This is a genomic window from Streptomyces sp. NPDC002232 (assembly GCF_042890295.1).
GTDB lineage: Bacteria > Actinomycetota > Actinomycetes > Streptomycetales > Streptomycetaceae > Streptomyces.
This window is the reverse complement of sequence record NZ_JBIARV010000004.1, coordinates 638,348-654,205: the sequence shown is the minus strand read 5'-3', so window position 1 is coordinate 654,205 and position 15,858 is coordinate 638,348. Positions and strand designations below refer to the sequence as shown.

Below are 15,858 nucleotides of genomic sequence, written 5' to 3'. Positions count from 1 at the left end.
CTACTGGCCAGTACGAGTTTTCGCTCCCCAGGGGGACAGACATGACGACCGGATTCTTCACCTCCGTCGACGACGTCGCGGAACGGCTCGCCACGACCGGCTACCTGGCGTCGCCCGCCGTCGCCACCACCGTCTTCCTCGCCGACCGGCTGGGCAAACCGCTGCTCGTCGAGGGCCCCGCCGGTGTCGGCAAGACCGAGCTCGCCAAGGCCGTCACCGAGGTCACCGGGGCGCGCCTGGTCCGTCTCCAGTGCTACGAGGGCGTCGACGAGTCCCGCGCGCTCTACGAGTGGAACCACGCCAAGCAGCTGCTGCGGATCACGGCCGGGCGGGGCGAGTCCTGGGACGAGACCCGGACGGACATCTTCGGCGAGGAGTTCCTGCTCCCCCGGCCCCTGCTCACCGCCATCCGGTCCGAGGACCCGACGGTGCTGCTCATCGACGAGACGGACAAGGCCGACGTCGAGGTGGAGGGGCTGCTCCTGGAGGTCCTGAGCGACTTCCAGATCACCGTGCCCGAGCTCGGCACCATCACGGCGACCCGGCGGCCGTTCACCGTCCTCACCTCGAACGCCAGCCGCGAGCTGTCCGAGGCGCTGCGCCGGCGCTGCCTCTTCCTGCACATCGGCTTCCCCGAGGAGGAGCTGGAGCGGCGGATCGTCACCCTCAAGGTGCCCGGTCTCGACGCCGCGCTCGCCGCGTCGGTCGTCCGGGTCGTGGGCGCGCTGCGGGCCATGGACCTGCGCAAGGTGCCGTCCGTGTCGGAGACGATCGACTGGGCGCGCACCCTGCTCGCGCTCGGTGCGGACCGGCTGGACGAGCGGGTGGTGCGGGAGACCCTGGGCGTCCTCCTCAAGCACCAGGAGGACATCGTCAAGGCCGCTGCCAAGCTCGACCTGGACGCGGTGTGACGGGCGCGCCCTCCGGGACGCCGGCCCCGAGCGCCCCTGCCGACCCGGCCGGGACCGCCGCGCGGCTCACCGGTCTGGTGGCCGCGCTGCGCGCGCACGGGTTCGGGATCGGCACCGGAGAGACCGTCGACGCGGGACTCGCGCTCGAAGCGGTGGGCTTCACCGACCGGGAGCGGATCCGCGAGGCGCTGGCGGCGACCCTGCTGCACGGGGAGGGGCAGCGCACGGTGTTCGACCAGGTCTTCGACCTGTACTTCCCGCTCGGCGGGGCTCCCGGACGGGCCGAGGCGTACGACGACACCGCCACGGATCTGGCGGCGCTGCGGGAGCGGCTCGCGGAGGCCCTCGCCGCCGGGGACGGCGCCGCGCTGGACCGGCTGGCGGCCGAGGCGGTGGGCGGCTTCGGCGGATACGGCTCCGGCCCGGAGTCGGACGGCTGGTCCTCGTACCGGACGCTGTCCCGGGTGCGCCCCGAGACCCTGCTCGCCCGGGTGCGCGACCGGCTGCGCGCGGAGGCCGCGGCCGACGGGCCGGAGTTCGCCGAGCGGCTCCTCGACGACGAGATCCGGCGGCTCATCGAGGCGTTCCGCGAGCGCGTGCGGACCGAGGCCCGGCGCCGCGTGGCCGAGCGGCAGGGCCGTGACCGGGTCGCGCGGAGGGCGGTCGCGGGGACGGCGGACAGCGTGGACTTCCTGCTCGCGGGCCGGGCGCAGCTGGACGAACTGCGGCGTACGGTACGGCCGCTGGCGCGGAAGCTGGCCACCCGGCTCGCGGCGCGTCGGCGCCGGGCGGCGCGCGGGGAGATCGACCTGCGGCGGACGCTGCGCGGCTCGCTGTCGACCGGCGGGGTGCCGGTGCGTCCGGTCCTGCGGCGGCGCCGGCCGAGGCGTCCCGAGCTGGTCCTGCTGTGCGACGTGTCGGGGTCGGTGGCGGGCTTCGCACAGTTCACGATGCTGCTGGTGCAGGCGCTGCACGATCAGTTCAGCCGGGTCCGGGTGTTCGCCTTCGTCAACCGGGTCGACGAGGTGACCGGCCTGATCGCGCGGGGCGCCGCCGATCCCGCCGGCCTCGGCGACCGGATCCTCGCGGAGGCGGAGCTCACGGGCTGGCACGGGCAGAGCGACTACGGGACGGCGCTCGGGGAGTTCGCCGAGCGGTACGCGGAGGCGCTCGGCCCGCGCACCGTGGTGTTCGTCCTCGGCGACGCCCGCACCAACGGAGCCGACCCCAATCTGGCGGCGCTCCGCCTCGTCGCGGACCGCGCCCGCCGGGTCCACTGGCTCAACCCGGAACAGCCCTCGCTCTGGGGGACGGGCGACTCGGTGGCCCCCGCGTACGCGGAGCTCGTGGAGATGCGCCCGTGCCGCAACGCCCGCCAGCTGGGGGCGCTGATCGGCCGGCTGCTGCCGGTGTGAGGAGGGACCTGGCGGAGCGGCGGCTTCCGGTGCCGGGACCGGCTCCCGCCCGGTTGTACGCCGGAGGGGCCCTCGAACTAGCGTGGCCCCCATGGAACTCTTGGGACAGATCACGGCCGACCGTCCGCTGCTCGTGCTCGCCGTCAAGGAGGAGGCGCAGTTCCTCGACACGGAGCTGCCCGTCCTGCTCACCGGCATGGGGAAGGTGAACGCCGCGACCGCCCTCGCGACCGTGCTCGGGCGGGGGCCGCTGCCGTCCGGCATCGTGAACCTGGGGACGGCCGGGGCCCTGCGGCCGGGCTGGACCGGGACGCACGTCGTCGGCACGGTCGTTCAGCACGACCTGGACGGCGAGCTGCTCGCGACGCTGACCGGCGAGACGTACGGCGCGCCGCTGGGCCTGCCGGACGGTGGTGAGGTGGTCCTGGCCACCGGGGACGCCTTCATCTCGGACGAGGCGGCGCGCGCCCGGCTCGCCGAGCGCGCGCCGCTGGTCGACATGGAGGGGTACGCGCTCGCGGCGGCCGCGGAGCTCGCCGGAGTACCGCTGCGCATCGTGAAGCACGTCAGCGACGAGGCCGGTGACGGTGCCGCGCGCACCTGGCGCGAATCGGTCGCCGAGTGCGCGCGGGCGCTGGCCGACTGGGCGGCGGCGAACACCCCGTACCGTTCCTGACCCCGTCGCCGGACGGCCGTCAGCGGTGCTGGAAGTGGACCTCCGGGTTCTCGGGCGTCGGGCCGTCCAGGACCGGCCTCGGGAGGCCGCGCAGGTGCTGGTCGAAGAAGGCCGCGACATAGGTCCGGGTGACGGCGACCGCCCGTTCGGTGGGGAGCTCGGGCAGGGGCAGCCCGAAGTGACGTGAGATCACGGGCCCGTCGGAGAAGGTGAAGTGCTCGGATCCGGCGACCGTGATCCAGCGCTTCCAGCCGTCGAGCCGGGTCCACGTCCGGTCCCAGCTGTCGTCCTGGCCGCCGGGCAGGTGCACGCCGTCGTGCGTCCCGAGCATCAGGAACGGGCGGCCCCGCAGGCCTTCGGCCGGAAGGTCCTCCCAGAACCGTCCGTCCATGTTGACTCCCGCGTCGATCCGGGGATCGGCCGCCATCGCGGTGGCCGCGCTCGCCCCGCCGATGGAGTGGCCGGCCATGCCGACGTGGCGCGCGTCGATCGTGTCGGCGTACCGCCAGGCGGGACGCGGCCCGGTGAGCCGGTCCAGGACGTACCGCATGTCGGCGGCGCGGGTCGAGGTCACGACGCTGCCGTGCACCCCGCCCTCGTCGAGGGCCGTGCAGGCGACGCAGGTGAGGGTACGGCCGTCGGGGAGGCTGATCCCGTACGACTCGTAGGCGTGGTCGACGGAGGCGACGACGTAGCCCCGCGAGGCGAGGTCCTCGGCGAGATGGGTGAGCGTCCAGCGGGAGACGCTGAAGCCCGGTGAGAGCAGCACGAGCGGGTGGCGGCCGGGCGCGGGCCGGACGTCGGTCCTGCTGTGGGTGCGGGTGCGGGCGAGCACGTCGCCGGAGACGCCGGGCCCGAGCTGCTCGGCGAGCAGCCGCGCCTCCTCCCGGGTCGCGTACGGGGCCGGGCGGCCGCCGCCGGAGCGGGCGGCCGGGTAGTGGACCGTGACCATCAGCGCGCGGCCGTCGGCGGAGGGCACCCAGGGATCGGTGCGGGAGCGGTCGCGCAGCGGCAGGACGGAACTGCCCACGGCGTACGGGCCGGTGGGTGCCGGGAGCACGGGAGCCCGTGAGGCCGTGGCCGAGGCACCCGCGGCCGGGGTGTCGGGGACGGCCGCCGTGGCGACGCCGACCGGTAAGGCGAGGGAGCAGACGAGCGTGGCGGCGACGGCCGCCCTGGTGAATCGGATCATGTGGGGCACGCTAGGCCCGGCGGCCGGGGCGGCGCGTCCGCCTCTGGGCCGACGTCCGGTCAGACCGAGGTCTGACACGGCACCGTCCGGTCCGCCGCACGAGGAGCTCGGCCCGGACCCGCGCGGGGCGCCGCGCGGCGGGCAGCGGGCGGCGGGCGCCGCGTGGCAGGTGGCGGGTGACGGGTGACGGGCAGCCGGCCAACTGCCGCCCGTCGACGTGCCCCTGACGTCCCGGCGGCCGGAACGGCCTTGACAGCGCCGAAGGCGCCCTGCCTATGGTGAGCTGTCCCCGTCCCTTCTCCGGGCGGGACCGGACCAGGGGGGAGGCGCTCGTGCCGACGGTGTTCGCCACGTCGTACGCCACCGCCCCATCCGGTGCCAGGCTCGTCTGCCGTCGGCATGTCGACTTCTGCCGTACGTGCTCGGCCATCTGTCCTTCCCCTCGCGCCTGACCCCGCCCCGCGTGGGTCCGCGCGTCCCGTGACGTCCCGTCGCCCGGCCCCCGCGCCGCCGTGCTCCGCACCGCCGCGCCGTGCCGTCGCGCGTCCCTGCCGTTCGGAAGGACTCCCATGCCCCGCCCCGCCCTGCACCTGGCCGTCGAGATCGACGGCGACGGTGCCCATCCGGCCGCGTGGCGCCGTGCCGCGCACTCCCCCGGCGAGCTGCTGACTCCGCGTCGGCTCGCCCGGGTGGCGGCCGTCGCCGAGAACGCCGGATTCACCCTGGTCACTCTGGAGGACTCGATCCTGCCGCCCGGCAGCGCACCCGCCGGGGGTCCCGCGGGGCGGATCGGGGCGGTGGAGCGGGCCGCGTTCGTGGCCGCGTCGACGAGCGTGCTCGGCGTGGCGCCGGTCCTGGCGACCACGTACGCCGAGCCGTTCCACGTGTCCTCGCAGCTCGCCTCGCTCGACCACGTCTCGGCCGGCCGGGCCGGCTGGGTCGTCGGGGTCGAGGAGGACCCCGACGCCGCCCGCGCCTGGGGGCGGCCCGTCGTCGAGGGCGCCGACGCGCGCGCCCGGGAGGCCCGTGACGGCCTGCTCGTCGTACGGGACCTGTGGGACTCGTGGGAGGACGACGCGGTGATCCGGTCGGTGGCCACCAGCCGGTACCTGGACCGGTCCCGGCTCCACGCCATCGACTTCTCGGGCGAGACGTACTCCGTGCGGGGACCGTCGATCGTGCCGCGCCCGCCGCAGGGCCGGCCCGTGGTCCTCGCCCGCGCGGGCCTCGTCCCGGCCGGTCTCGCCGATGTGGCGCTGGTCGGCGGGGCCACCGCCGCCGAGGCGGGTGCGGCGGCCGCGGACTCCGGGGCGCCGCTCGCCTTCGCCGAGATCGAGGTCGCCCTCGACACCCCGGGCGAGCCGGCGCGGGAGCGGATCGCCGACCTGGAGCGGTACGCCCCGTGGGAGGGCGGCCCGGACCGGCTGCGCTACTCCGGTTCCGCCGCGGGTCTGGTGGAGCTGCTGACGGAGCTCGGCGGCCACGTCGACGGGGTGCGGCTGCACCCGCTGGTCCTGGACGAGGACCTGGCGGTGCTCTCCCGGCTCGTCCTGCCGGAGCTCTTCGTCCGGCGGATCGCCGCGCGCCCGCTGCCCGGCACCACGCTGCGCACCTCCCTGGGCCTCCCCCGGCCCGTCAGCCGCTTCACGACCGACGGCGCCGCCGCGCCCGTCCGGGAGGAGACCCGATGACCCGCGCCGATGTGAACGACGTCCCTCGCCCGGACGCCCAGCTGCACTTCGGGGTGTTCTTCCAGGGCGTGAACCACTGGACGATCTGGTCGGACCCGTCCAGCGGCTCCCAGATCGATCCGGCCTCCTTCCTGCGGGTGGCGAGGACCGCCGAGCGCGGCCTCTTCGACGCGTTCTTCCTCGGGGACGGCCTGCGGCTGCGCGAGTCCGAGGGCGGTGTGCACGAGCTGGACGTGGCCGGCCGGCCGGACTCGATCGTCCAGCTGTCGGCGATCGCCGCCGCGACCGAGCGGATCGGTCTCGTCTCCACGTCCAACACCACCTACAACGAGCCCGGCGACCTCGCCCGGCGGCTCGCGGGCCTGGACCTGCTCTCCGGCGGGCGGGCCGGATGGAACGTGGTGACCACGCACAACGCCTGGACCGGCGAGAACTTCCGGCGGGGCGGCTTCCTCGACCACGCCGACCGCTACCGGCGCGCCGAGGAGTTCCTCTCGCTCGCGCGCGCCGTGTGGAACGGCTGGGCGGAGGGCGCGGCGGCCGGCTCCGCCGAGGCCCGGTCCTGGTCGGTGCCGGGCTCGGTGGGGCGCGTGTCGTCGCGCAGCGACCACTTCGACATCGATCTGGCGCCGACGCTGCCGCGCAGCCGACAGGGGCATCCGGTGATCTTCCAGGCGGGCGACTCCGCCGAGGGCCGGGACTTCGCGGCGCGCAACGTGGACGTGATCTTCTCCGCGCACGGTACGGACTTCGACGACGCGCTGGCGTTCGCCGAGGACGTCCGGGCCCGGCTGCGGGCGGCCGGACGGGCGGAGGACGCCCTGCGGATCCTGCCCGGGACGGAGATCATCATCGGTGCCACCGAGAAGGAGGCGGAGGAGAAGGCCCGCTGGGTCCGCCTCGAACAGGTCACGCCCGCGGTCGCGCTGGGCATCGCGAGCCGGCTGTGGGGCTTCGACCTCGCCGGGCGGGACGCGGACGGGCCGCTGCCCGCCGAGGATCCGGTGGTCGCCGCGTACGACGGGAAGTTCGGCACCCGTCAGCTCGGCGAGACGCTGGCCACGGTGGCCGAGTGGCGGGCGAAGGCCGAGGCCAACGGCTGGTCGCTCCGCGAGACCGTGATCGAGCTCGGCCCGCAGCGCGGGCACGTGGGGACCCCCGCCGGGCTCGCCGAGAGGTTCGCCCGGTTCGCCCGGTACGGGGCGGTGGACGGCTTCAACATCTCGCCGTACCTCGTGCCGGACGGTCTCGACGACATCGTCGAACTGCTGGTGCCGGAGCTCCAGGAGCGGGGCGTGTACCGGACGGCGTACACGGGGACGACGCTCCGAGAGCACCTGGGGCTCGCGCCGGTGGCGTGACCGCCCGGCGTGGACGGGTGCCCGGCGCTCCCGGCCCCCGTCCGCGCCGTACGGTGCTCAGCCCAGCGGCAGTTCCAGGAAGGACGGCGCGTCCTGCGGTGAGGTGACCGTGGTCTGCGTCCAGGTGACGGAGGCGTCCCCGTACAGCGGGTCCTTGCTGTCGACGACCAGCATCAGCCGGTGTCCGGCGGCGACGTCGTACGCGGCGGCCTGGAGCCGCCAGGTGACGGTGCGGTCCTGCTCGGGCGTCAGCCCGTACACGTTGAGCGGCTCGTGGGTGACGATCCGGGCCGTGCCGCCCTCGGCGACGTCGAAGAGGTGGGCGACGAGGCAGGCGGAGGTGGCCGTGGAGCGGACGGTGAGGCGCAGCCTCGGGATGCCCCGGACCCGGCGTGCGGCCGCGCACCGCCCTCCGCGCTCGGTGAGGGGTGCCGTGGTCCACACGAGGGCGTGCCGCCGGTCGATCTTGCGGGTGTCGTAACTCTTGGGGTTGCCGGCCCGTTCCGCCCGGCCGGTGCTCAGGAGCGCGTCCATGGCGGTCGCCTCGGTGTCGACGCCGGCGAGGAAGGCGCGGCGCCAGCCGGTGACCTCGGAGGGTGCCGTCGTCTCGCCGGCGGGCAGGAGCCGGCCGTCGGCGCCGCCCGCGCCGTCGCCGGTGAGCCCGAGGACCTCGACGCCGGTGGTGACCCGGCCCCAGTCGGGGCGCTCCTCCCGGTAGGCGTCCTCGACGATCCGGTGCGCGCCGGACGGCCCGACGGCGCCGGGGTCCGGGACGGGTTCGGTGACCTGGGTGAACATGACCTGGCCGCAGACCTGCTGCCAGTGCTCGACTCCGTTGTGCTCGCCCTTGAGGTGGTGGTCGAGCCAGGCGTACGCCTCGGCCATGGGGAGGTTGGCCCCGTCGGGTTCCGTCCCGGTGAGACCCGGGCCCTCGGGGGCGGTGTGGTCGCCGATCCAGAGGTTGAGCCGCTTGGGGACGTCGAGCCCCTCGAAGGTCGGCAGGAGTTGGTTGACGGCGAAGAAGCCCTCGTGCCAGGCGTTCGAGAAGAGGGTGGCGGTCTCGTTGTCGTTGGTGAGGTGGAGGTACGACTCGGGGGCGCGCAGCCGGCCCCACTCGACGACCCGGTCCAGGTTCCGGTCGGCCAGGAAGTCGGCGAGGATCTCCCGGTTCGTCCGGTCGAACTTGGCCTCCACGGGGCCGCCGGTGAGGCCGAGGAGGGCTTTGACGGCGGCGAGCCGGCGGGTGCCGTGGTCGTAGAGGCTGGTGGCGAGGTTCCCCCAGGTGCTGAGCGCGACGACGGCGGAGACCCGGCCGTCGTGGGCGGCGACCAGCTGGCCGATGCCGGAGCCGTAGGACGCCCCGAGGAAGCCGATCACGCTCGGGGCGAGGTGGTCGGTGGCGAAGTCGATGACGGCGGATCCGTCGGCCCAGTCGTAGGGTCCGGCGACGTCGACGAAGCCCTCGGAGGTGGAGGGCAGCCCGGGGACGCCCAGGCCGCGGGGCGTGTAGGCGAGGACGTGGTAGCCCCGGCGGGCGAGGTCGAGGTAGCACCGGAGGAACAGGGGCCAGCCGAAGGGGTTCCAGCCGGCCGGGACGACGACGAGGGGGTGCGGGCCGGGGCCGCGCTGCCGGAGGCTGAAGGCGGAGAGCCGGATGCCGTCGGTCGCCTCGACGCGGTGGTACGCGGGATCGGCGAGGGCCCGTACCTCCCGGACGGCCGCGGCGAGTTCGGCCGGGAGCAGGGTCTCGGGGGCGCCGTTCCGGTCCAGGAGGGCGGTGGTGAGGGTCTGGGCGAGCCGGACGACGTCGGGGTCGACGGTTCCGTCGTCGGCCCAGAGGCCGCGTCCAGCGGTGCGGGAGGCCTCGGCGGCGGTGAGGCCGGCCGTGATGCCCGGGAAGCCGGGGAATGCTTCGGACGTTCCGTTGGTGAAGGGGTCGGTCACGTGCACCCGTTCCTCTCGACTGGGCGGTGGGCGGTCCGCACCGCGGACGGTCACAAGCCTCACGTACCGGGAACGGAGCGGCCAGAGCGCACGAACGGCGCACAGGACGCGCAACCGGGCGTCACCGACACAAGCCGCCCGGTTCGACGCCGGGCGCGAACGGGCGCGCCGGTCCCCCGACAATGCCCGGAAGTGTCGTCACTCTGCCGCCGTCGCGAGGCGGGCGGGAGCGTGACGACAGGCCCTACGGTGCCGCCAGACGGCATCCCGTCGCGGCGCGGGCGTAGGAGTGCAGGGCGGTGGTCACTTCCCCGGGAGAGCGGCGGCCGGCGAGCACGTCCATCTGGTAGCCGTCCTCCATCGCCACGAAGTTGGCGGCGACCAGGCGGGCCGGGTCGTCCAGGGTGAAGTGGCCCTGCGCCTCGCCGAGCACCAGGATCCCCTGGTAGACGCCGATCTGGCGCTCGGTCAGGACGCTGTCGAGGGCGGCGGCCTTGGGGTCCCTGAGGGTGCGGGGCCAGTACTCGAAGAGCAGCCGGGGCAGCCGGTCCTGGGGGCCCGAGGCCACACCGGCCGCGATGCAGCCGCGCAGCCTCCCGCGCGCGTCCGCGTCCCGCTCCGCCGCCGCCTCGCGCTCCCGGCAGAACCGCTCGATGGCCTGCTGGAACGTCTCGTACATCAGGGCGTCGAGATCCTCGTAGTAGTAGAGGACCGCCGCCGGGGTGACCCCGGCCTCGGCCGCGACGTCCTTCAGGCGGAGCCCTTCGAGCCCCCTGCTGAGCAGGGCCCGTGCCGCGGCCTCGCCCAGCTGGGCGCGCCGGGCCTCCTGGTCCTTGCTCCGCGCCACCGGGTCCCTCCGCACTCTCGTCCGCCACGCCGTGAACTGAACAGGGAGCAAAAGATACATCCCGAGGTCTTGACCTCGCCACGGCCATTTCCTTAAATCTGCGTTTAACGAATACGGGACGTGCCGTCCCGTCCGTACGCCCCTCATCGGGAGACCCCTCATGACCAGCGCGACCGACACCCCGCCCCCTCCGGAACCAGCTCCCGGGAAGGGCCTGCGGGGTGACTCCGTCGGCCTTCTCGCCACGATCGCCCTCGGGCTCGCCTCCGTGGCCCCCGCCTACAGCATCGCGATCACCCTCGGCCTGGTGACCCTCGTCGTCGGCGACCTGGCGCCCGCGGCGCTCGTCCTCGGCTTCGTCCCGATCCTCCTGACGGCGTTCGCCTTCCGGGAGCTCAACCGGCGGATGCCGGACTGCGGCACCACGTTCGTGTGGAACACCCGGGCGTTCGGCCCGGCCGTCGGCTGGCTGACGGGGGGCTGGACGGTCCTGGTCGCGACCGTCCTCGCGATGACCGCGCTCGCCCGGGTCGGGGCCGCCACGCTCCTGGCCTTCCTCGGTCTCGGAGCCGCGGCCCGCCACACCCCCACGGTGACCGCCGTCGCCGTCCTGCTGATCGCCCTGGTCGTCACCGTCGCCTACCGGGGCATCCAGCTCGCCGCCCAGGCGCAGTACGCGATGCTCGGCCTCCAGCTGCTCGCGCTGCTCGCCTTCGGTATCGCCGCCTTCACCCGGGACGGGGCCGCCACCCCCTCCGCGAGCTGGGTCGACCCCTCCTCCTTCGACGACTTCGGCTCCTTCGCCGAGGCCGTGCTCCTCTGTCTCTTCGTCTACTGGGGCTGGGACGCCCTGATCACCTTCAACGAGGAGACCGTCGACAGCGGCCGCACGCCCGGCAGGGCCGCGGTCGCCTCCACCCTGATCCTGCTCGTCACCTACCTCTTCACCGCCTTCGCCGCGATCTCCTTCGCCGGGACCGGCTCCGCAGGGCTGGGGCTCGGCTCGCCGGAGAACGCCTCCGACGTGCTGACCCACCTCGCACCGGCCCTCCTCGGCGACACCGCGAGCCGGGTCGTCACGCTCGCGATCGCCGTCTCGGCCGTGGGCGCGCTGCTGACCTGCGCCGGCTCCTCCCCCCGGGCCACCCTGTCGATGAGCGCGCACGGCGCGCTGCCCACCGCCTTCGGCCGCGTGCACCCGCGCTTCCGGACCCCCGCGTTCGGAACGGTGTTCTGCGGAGCCGCGGCGGCCGTGGCGCTGGTCCTGCTCACGCTGGTGTCGGCCGACTTCCTCGGCGACGCCATCCTGTCGATCGGCCTCCTCATCGCCTTCTACTACGGCGTCACCGGGTTCGCGTGCGCCTGGTACTTCCGCCGTCAGCTGCGGGACTCCCCGCACGCACTCCTCGTCAAGGGCGTCCTGCCGGTGGCCGGTGGCCGGTGGCCTGATGATGCTGGCGGCGTTCGTCCGCAGTGCCTGGGACATGGCCGATCCGGACTACGGCTCCACCTCGCTCGGCGGAGTGGGCGGGGTGTTCCTCCTCGGAGTCGGCTCGATCGTCCTCGGGGGCATCGTGATGCTGCTCGTGCGCGCCCGCCACCCCCGCTTCTTCCAGGACGGCCGCACGGCCGTCACCGCCCTCGTCGTCACGGAGAACTGAGCCCCATGCGCACCCTCGCCCTCGCGGCCGTCCAGACCGCCCCCGTCGCCCACGACACGAAGGCCAGTTGGGAGCGGTTCGCGGACCAGGTCCGCTCGGTCCGCGACACCTTCCCGCACGTCCAGCTCGTCGTCGTTCCCGAACTGCTGCTGTCCGCCGAGGCACCGCTGCTCCAGGCCCGCGCGGACTGGATGCGGGAGGCGGCCGTGCCGGTCCCCGGGCCGCTGACCGACCGGCTCGGCGCCCTGGCCCGCGAGACGGGCCTGTGGCTGGTACCGGGCAGCGTCTACGAGTCGGCCGACGACGGCCACGTCTACAACACGGCCCTCGCCGTCTCCCCCTCGGGCGAGATCGCCGCCCGCTACCGCAAGGTCTTCCCCTGGCAGCCGTACGAGCAGACCCGCCCGGGTCACGAGTTCGTCGTCTTCGACCTGCCCGGAATCGGCCGCGCCGGCCTCGCCGTCTGCTACGACGGCTCGTTCCCGGAGACGGCGCGGCAGCTGGCCTGGCTGGGGGCCGAGGTCATCATCCAGCCGACGCTGACCACCACCCGCGACCGCGAGATGGAGCTGGTCTGCGCACGGGCCAACGCGTGGACCAACCAGGTGTACGTGGTCAACGTCAACGCCGCCGACCCCGCCGGTGTCGGCGCCAGCGTCGTCGTCGACCCCGAGGGGATCGTCCGCCAGCAGGCCGGCTCCGGCGAGGAGGTCCTCGTCGACGTCCTCGACCTCGACACCGTGACCCGTGTCCGCCGGTACGGCTCCGCGGGCATCAACCGGCCCTGGGACCAGCTGGCCCGCTACGGCGACCGGATCCAGCTGCCCATGTACGGGGGATCGTTCCGGCCGGTCCCGCCGCGCGACTGAGCCGGCGACGCCGGCTCAGCGGACCTCGGGCGGGCGGACCACGACGACGGCGGCGACGTCGTCGTCGAGGCCGCCCACCCCGTAGGCGGACAGGTCGCGGTGGAGCAGGTCCGGCAGCGCCGCGCCCGGTTCCCGGGCCCAGCCGCGCAGGCGCGGTTCGAGCGGATAGAACGTGCCCGTGCGGTCGCGGGTCTCGCTGACGCCGTCCGTGTAGAGGAGCAGCCGGTCCCCCGGCCCGAAGGGCACCTCCTCGATCCGGTGGTGGTTCTCGGCGAGCCCCGCGAGGTTGACCGGCAGCGAGGGGTCGGCGAAGTGCACCGCCTCGACACCGTTCGCGCCCTGGAGCAGCGGCGCGGGGTGCCCGCAGCTGAGGAGCCGCGCCACGTCCTGGCCGTCGGGGAGCTCCACCAGGACGACGGTGGCGAAGCGTTCGGCGGCGTCGGAGTCCGGGTCCCACGCGCCGTAGCGGGCGAGTCCCTCGTCGAGCCGGTCCGCGAGGACCCCGAGGTCGGGCGCGTCGTTGACGGTCGCGCGGAAGGAGCCGAGCAGGACGGACGCGGTCTCCACGGCGCCGAGTCCCTTGCCCTGGACGTCGCCGAGCATCACGCGCACCGCGCCGGGGATCCTGACGGCCTCGTAGAAGTCGCCGCCGATCCGCGCCTTGGCCGCGGCCGCGACGTACAGCAGGTGCAGTTCGAAGCGGCCGAGGCGCTCGGGCAGCGGGCGCAGGACGACCCGTTGGACGACCTCGGCGACGGCCGTGACCTCGCGCAGGTCCCGCTCGTAGCGGGTCCTGACCCGGCTGACCCAGGCCGCGGCGACGGTCACCGCCGCGAGGATGGCCTCACTGGCGAGGAGGTCGGAGGCGAACGCCTCGCCGCGGCTGAGGTCGAGCAGGGCGCGGATGCCCATGGCGGCCGCCCCGATGGCGACGGTGGTGCGCACCGGCCACGTGACGGCCGCGAGGGCGGGCGCGGCGGCGAGGAGCCGGTCGAAGCGTTCCCGGTCGGGCGTGAAGAGGTCCGTGAGGACCGTCAGCACCAGGACCAGGAAGGGCAGCGCGCGACCGAGGTTGAACTGGGTGCGGGCCGTCGTGCCGGGAGGGCGGTGGGAACCGGCGTCGGGCATCTCATGATCGTACGCAGCGCCGTCGTCACGCCCCGGGTGCGACCGGCTCCGGGCGTGTCCTCCGCCGGACCGCCCGGCCGGGCAGGGCCAGGGCGGCGGGGACGGCGAGCGCGGCGACGAGCGTCAGGGCCGGAAGGGCGGCGCCCCTGGCCGGGACGAAACCGCCGTCCGGGACCAGGCCGAGGAGCAGGGTCGCGATGGCGACGCCGAGCGCCGGTCCGACGTTCATCGCGGTCTGCTGGAGGCCGCCGGCGACCCCGGCGTGCTCGGCGGGGGCCCGGTGGACGACGACGGAGGTCGCGGTGACCATGAGCGTGACGAACCCGGCGCCGAGCAGGGCGGCGGCGGCTCCGACGGGGGCCGTGCCGGACGCCGCGTCGAGCCGGGCCAGCAGCAGGACCCCGAGCGTGAGCAGCGCGGCGCCCGTGGTGGCGGTGGCCTTGGGGCCGAAGCGGCGCTGGAGGGGCGGGCAGAGCGGAGCGCCGAGGATCATCAGGACGGCGAGGGGCAGCATCCGCAGGGCGCAGCCGAGGGGGTCGAGGCCCTGGACGTCCTGGAGGAAGTACGTCAGCACGAAGAGAGCGCCGAAGAGGGCGGCCGAGGCCGCGAGGAGCACGGCGAGCCCCGCGACGACCGGCGCGCTCCGGAGCAGCGCCGGGGGCAGCAGGGGGTGCGCGACCCGGCGCTCCTGCCGCGCGAAGGCCGCCCCGGCGACCACGGCCCCGCCGCAGGCGAGCAGGGCGCCTTCGGCACCGCCGCCGCGTGAGGCCGCGTCGAGGCCCTGGACCAGGAGCCCGAGCGTGAGGGCGAGCAGGACCGCGCCCCCCGGGTCGAGCGCGGCGAGCGCGGACCCGGGGCGCGGCGAGGGCGGGAGGGACTGATGCTGCGAGGCGGGGGCGTTGTCCGGAGCGGCCAGGCGGTCCGGCGCCACCGATCGGTGCCGGGGTGCCGGGGCCGGAGCTCGAGCGCCGTCCGGAGCCGCCATGCCCTCCCCCACCGCCGATCGGCGCCAAGGCACGAGGGCCAGCGCGCCGATGGCGAGGGTCGGGGGGACGCCGAGGAGGAAGACCGAGCGCCAGCCGTACGAGGAGACCAGCGCCCCGCCGACCACGGGACCGGCCGCCGCTGCCAGGCCGATGGCCGCGGTGCGGATCGCGATCGGGGTCGCGAGCCGGTCCGGCGGGTAGGCCGTGCGCAGCATGCCGAGGGTCGCGGGCTGGAGGAGCGCCCCGCAGACGCCCTGCGCCACGCGCAGCGCGATCACGGCGCCGATGCCGGGGGCGAGGGCGATCCCGGTGGAGGCGGCGGCGAAGCCGAAGGCGCCGACGGCGAAGACCCGCCGGTGACCGTACCGGTCGCCGAGGCGGCCCGCGAGGACCAGGAGGCTCGCGACGGCGACGAGGTAGCCGGTGCTGGTCCACTGCACCTGGCCGACCCGGGCGTCCAGGTCGTGCTGGAGGGCCGGCTGGGCGACGGTCAGGACCGTGCCGTCGAGGGCGACGACGGCCGCGCCGACGACGCTGCAGGCGAGGGTGCGGTTCACCGGGCCGGCTCCGCGGGCCCGAGGTGGGCGTCGAGGGCGGCGGTCAGCAGGGGGCCGAGGCCGTCGCCGCCGGTGGCGAGGCGGAGGCTGCCCCAGTGCCAGAGCTGGGCGAGCCCGTGCAGGTTGGCCCAGAGGGCGCCGGCGAGAACGGCGGGTTCGGCCCCGGGGCGGACCCGGGCGACGAGTGCGGCGAGGTGCGCGAAGAGCGGCAGGCTGGTCTCGCGGAGCCCGAGCCGGCCGCTCTCCAGGAGGTCGTGCCGGAACATCAGCTCGTACATGCCGCGCCGCGTCCCGGCGTAGTCGAGGTAGACGCGGGCGAGGGCCTCGATCCGCTCGCGAGCCGGGGCTTCCTCGGGATCCTCCTCGGCGAGGCGGGCGGCCAGTTCGGCGAAGCCCTGCCGGGCGATCGCGGACAGCAGGTCCAGGTGGGCGGGGAAGTGACGGCGGGGCGCTCCGTGGGAGACCCCGGCGCGGCGGGCGATCTCGCGGAGCGAGAGCGCGTGGACGCCCTCGGCGTCGAGCAGCTCGACGCCGACCCGGACCAGCCGGGCGCGCAGCCCGTCGCCCTCGTCATGATCGGTGGAATGCATAGACACTGTCTACCAAGATCGAGTAGACAG

The 15,858-nt window shown here is 75.1% G+C and carries 12 protein-coding genes; 6 read left to right on the top strand and 6 right to left on the bottom strand.

Annotated elements, in window-relative coordinates; translation table 11 throughout:
• Positions 1 to 41: 41 nt before the first annotated feature.
• The 3 genes from ACFYXU_RS20825 to ACFYXU_RS20815 all read left to right on the top strand — a co-directional run bounded on the left by ACFYXU_RS20825 (position 42) and on the right by ACFYXU_RS20815 (position 3,002).
• Complete coding sequence (locus tag ACFYXU_RS20825) at positions 42 to 911, top strand: AAA family ATPase (protein ID WP_376513016.1); 870 nt, start codon at positions 42 to 44, stop codon at positions 909 to 911.
• Complete coding sequence (locus ACFYXU_RS20820) at positions 908 to 2,326, top strand: VWA domain-containing protein (protein WP_389405792.1); 1,419 nt, start codon at positions 908 to 910, stop codon at positions 2,324 to 2,326. Before ACFYXU_RS20825 ends, ACFYXU_RS20820 begins: the two co-directional genes overlap by 4 nt.
• A gap of 91 nt (positions 2,327 to 2,417) precedes the next feature.
• Positions 2,418 to 3,002: a nucleosidase gene (locus ACFYXU_RS20815; protein WP_361392005.1), complete on the top strand. Its 585-nt coding sequence runs from the start codon at positions 2,418 to 2,420 to the stop codon at positions 3,000 to 3,002.
• Between the two features lie 19 nt (positions 3,003 to 3,021).
• Here the strand turns inward: ACFYXU_RS20815 and ACFYXU_RS20810 are convergent, their stop codons facing one another.
• On the bottom strand, positions 3,022 to 4,194 hold the full coding sequence (locus ACFYXU_RS20810) for an alpha/beta hydrolase family protein (protein WP_389405793.1): 1,173 nt from the start codon (positions 4,192 to 4,194) through the stop codon (positions 3,022 to 3,024).
• Between the two features lie 569 nt (positions 4,195 to 4,763).
• Between ACFYXU_RS20810 and ACFYXU_RS20805 the strand changes: the two genes are divergently transcribed.
• Both ACFYXU_RS20805 and ACFYXU_RS20800 read left to right on the top strand, forming a co-directional pair.
• Positions 4,764 to 5,885 carry an LLM class flavin-dependent oxidoreductase gene (locus tag ACFYXU_RS20805; RefSeq protein WP_389405794.1) on the top strand — a complete coding sequence of 374 codons (1,122 nt, stop codon included), beginning with the start codon at positions 4,764 to 4,766 and terminating at the stop codon, positions 5,883 to 5,885.
• Complete coding sequence (locus ACFYXU_RS20800; RefSeq protein WP_389405795.1) at positions 5,882 to 7,246, top strand: NtaA/DmoA family FMN-dependent monooxygenase; 1,365 nt, start codon at positions 5,882 to 5,884, stop codon at positions 7,244 to 7,246. Before ACFYXU_RS20805 ends, ACFYXU_RS20800 begins: the two co-directional genes overlap by 4 nt.
• A 57-nt stretch (positions 7,247 to 7,303) precedes the next feature.
• Here ACFYXU_RS20800 and ACFYXU_RS20795 read toward each other — a convergent pair whose 3' ends face one another.
• Positions 7,304 to 9,190 (bottom strand): CocE/NonD family hydrolase C-terminal non-catalytic domain-containing protein, encoded by a 1,887-nt coding sequence (locus ACFYXU_RS20795; protein WP_389405796.1) that lies wholly within the window; start codon positions 9,188 to 9,190, stop codon positions 7,304 to 7,306.
• A gap of 244 nt (positions 9,191 to 9,434) precedes the next feature.
• On the bottom strand, positions 9,435 to 10,037 hold the full coding sequence (locus ACFYXU_RS20790; protein WP_361391990.1) for a TetR family transcriptional regulator: 603 nt from the start codon (positions 10,035 to 10,037) through the stop codon (positions 9,435 to 9,437).
• A 160-nt stretch (positions 10,038 to 10,197) separates the two neighbouring features.
• Between ACFYXU_RS20790 and ACFYXU_RS20785 the strand changes: the two genes are divergently transcribed.
• Positions 10,198 to 12,567: an amino acid permease gene (locus ACFYXU_RS20785; protein WP_389459186.1), complete on the top strand. Its 2,370-nt coding sequence runs from the start codon at positions 10,198 to 10,200 to the stop codon at positions 12,565 to 12,567.
• A 15-nt stretch (positions 12,568 to 12,582) separates the two neighbouring features.
• On the opposite strand, the gene ACFYXU_RS20780 is transcribed toward ACFYXU_RS20785, so the two are convergent.
• From ACFYXU_RS20780 to ACFYXU_RS20770, 3 genes are read right to left on the bottom strand one after another with little or no spacing between them, the layout of a single operon-like run.
• Positions 12,583 to 13,695, bottom strand: coding sequence for a PP2C family protein-serine/threonine phosphatase (locus ACFYXU_RS20780; protein ID WP_389459184.1), 1,113 nt, complete (start codon positions 13,693 to 13,695; stop codon positions 12,583 to 12,585).
• A gap of 25 nt (positions 13,696 to 13,720) precedes the next feature.
• Entirely contained in the window at positions 13,721 to 15,238 is a 1,518-nt protein-coding gene (locus tag ACFYXU_RS20775; protein ID WP_389459182.1) for an MFS transporter, read from the bottom strand.
• Positions 15,235 to 15,828 (bottom strand): TetR/AcrR family transcriptional regulator, encoded by a 594-nt coding sequence (locus tag ACFYXU_RS20770; protein WP_376513000.1) that lies wholly within the window; start codon positions 15,826 to 15,828, stop codon positions 15,235 to 15,237. The genes ACFYXU_RS20775 and ACFYXU_RS20770 overlap by 4 nt, the downstream gene beginning before the upstream one ends.
• Between the last annotated feature and the right edge of the window lie 30 nt (positions 15,829 to 15,858).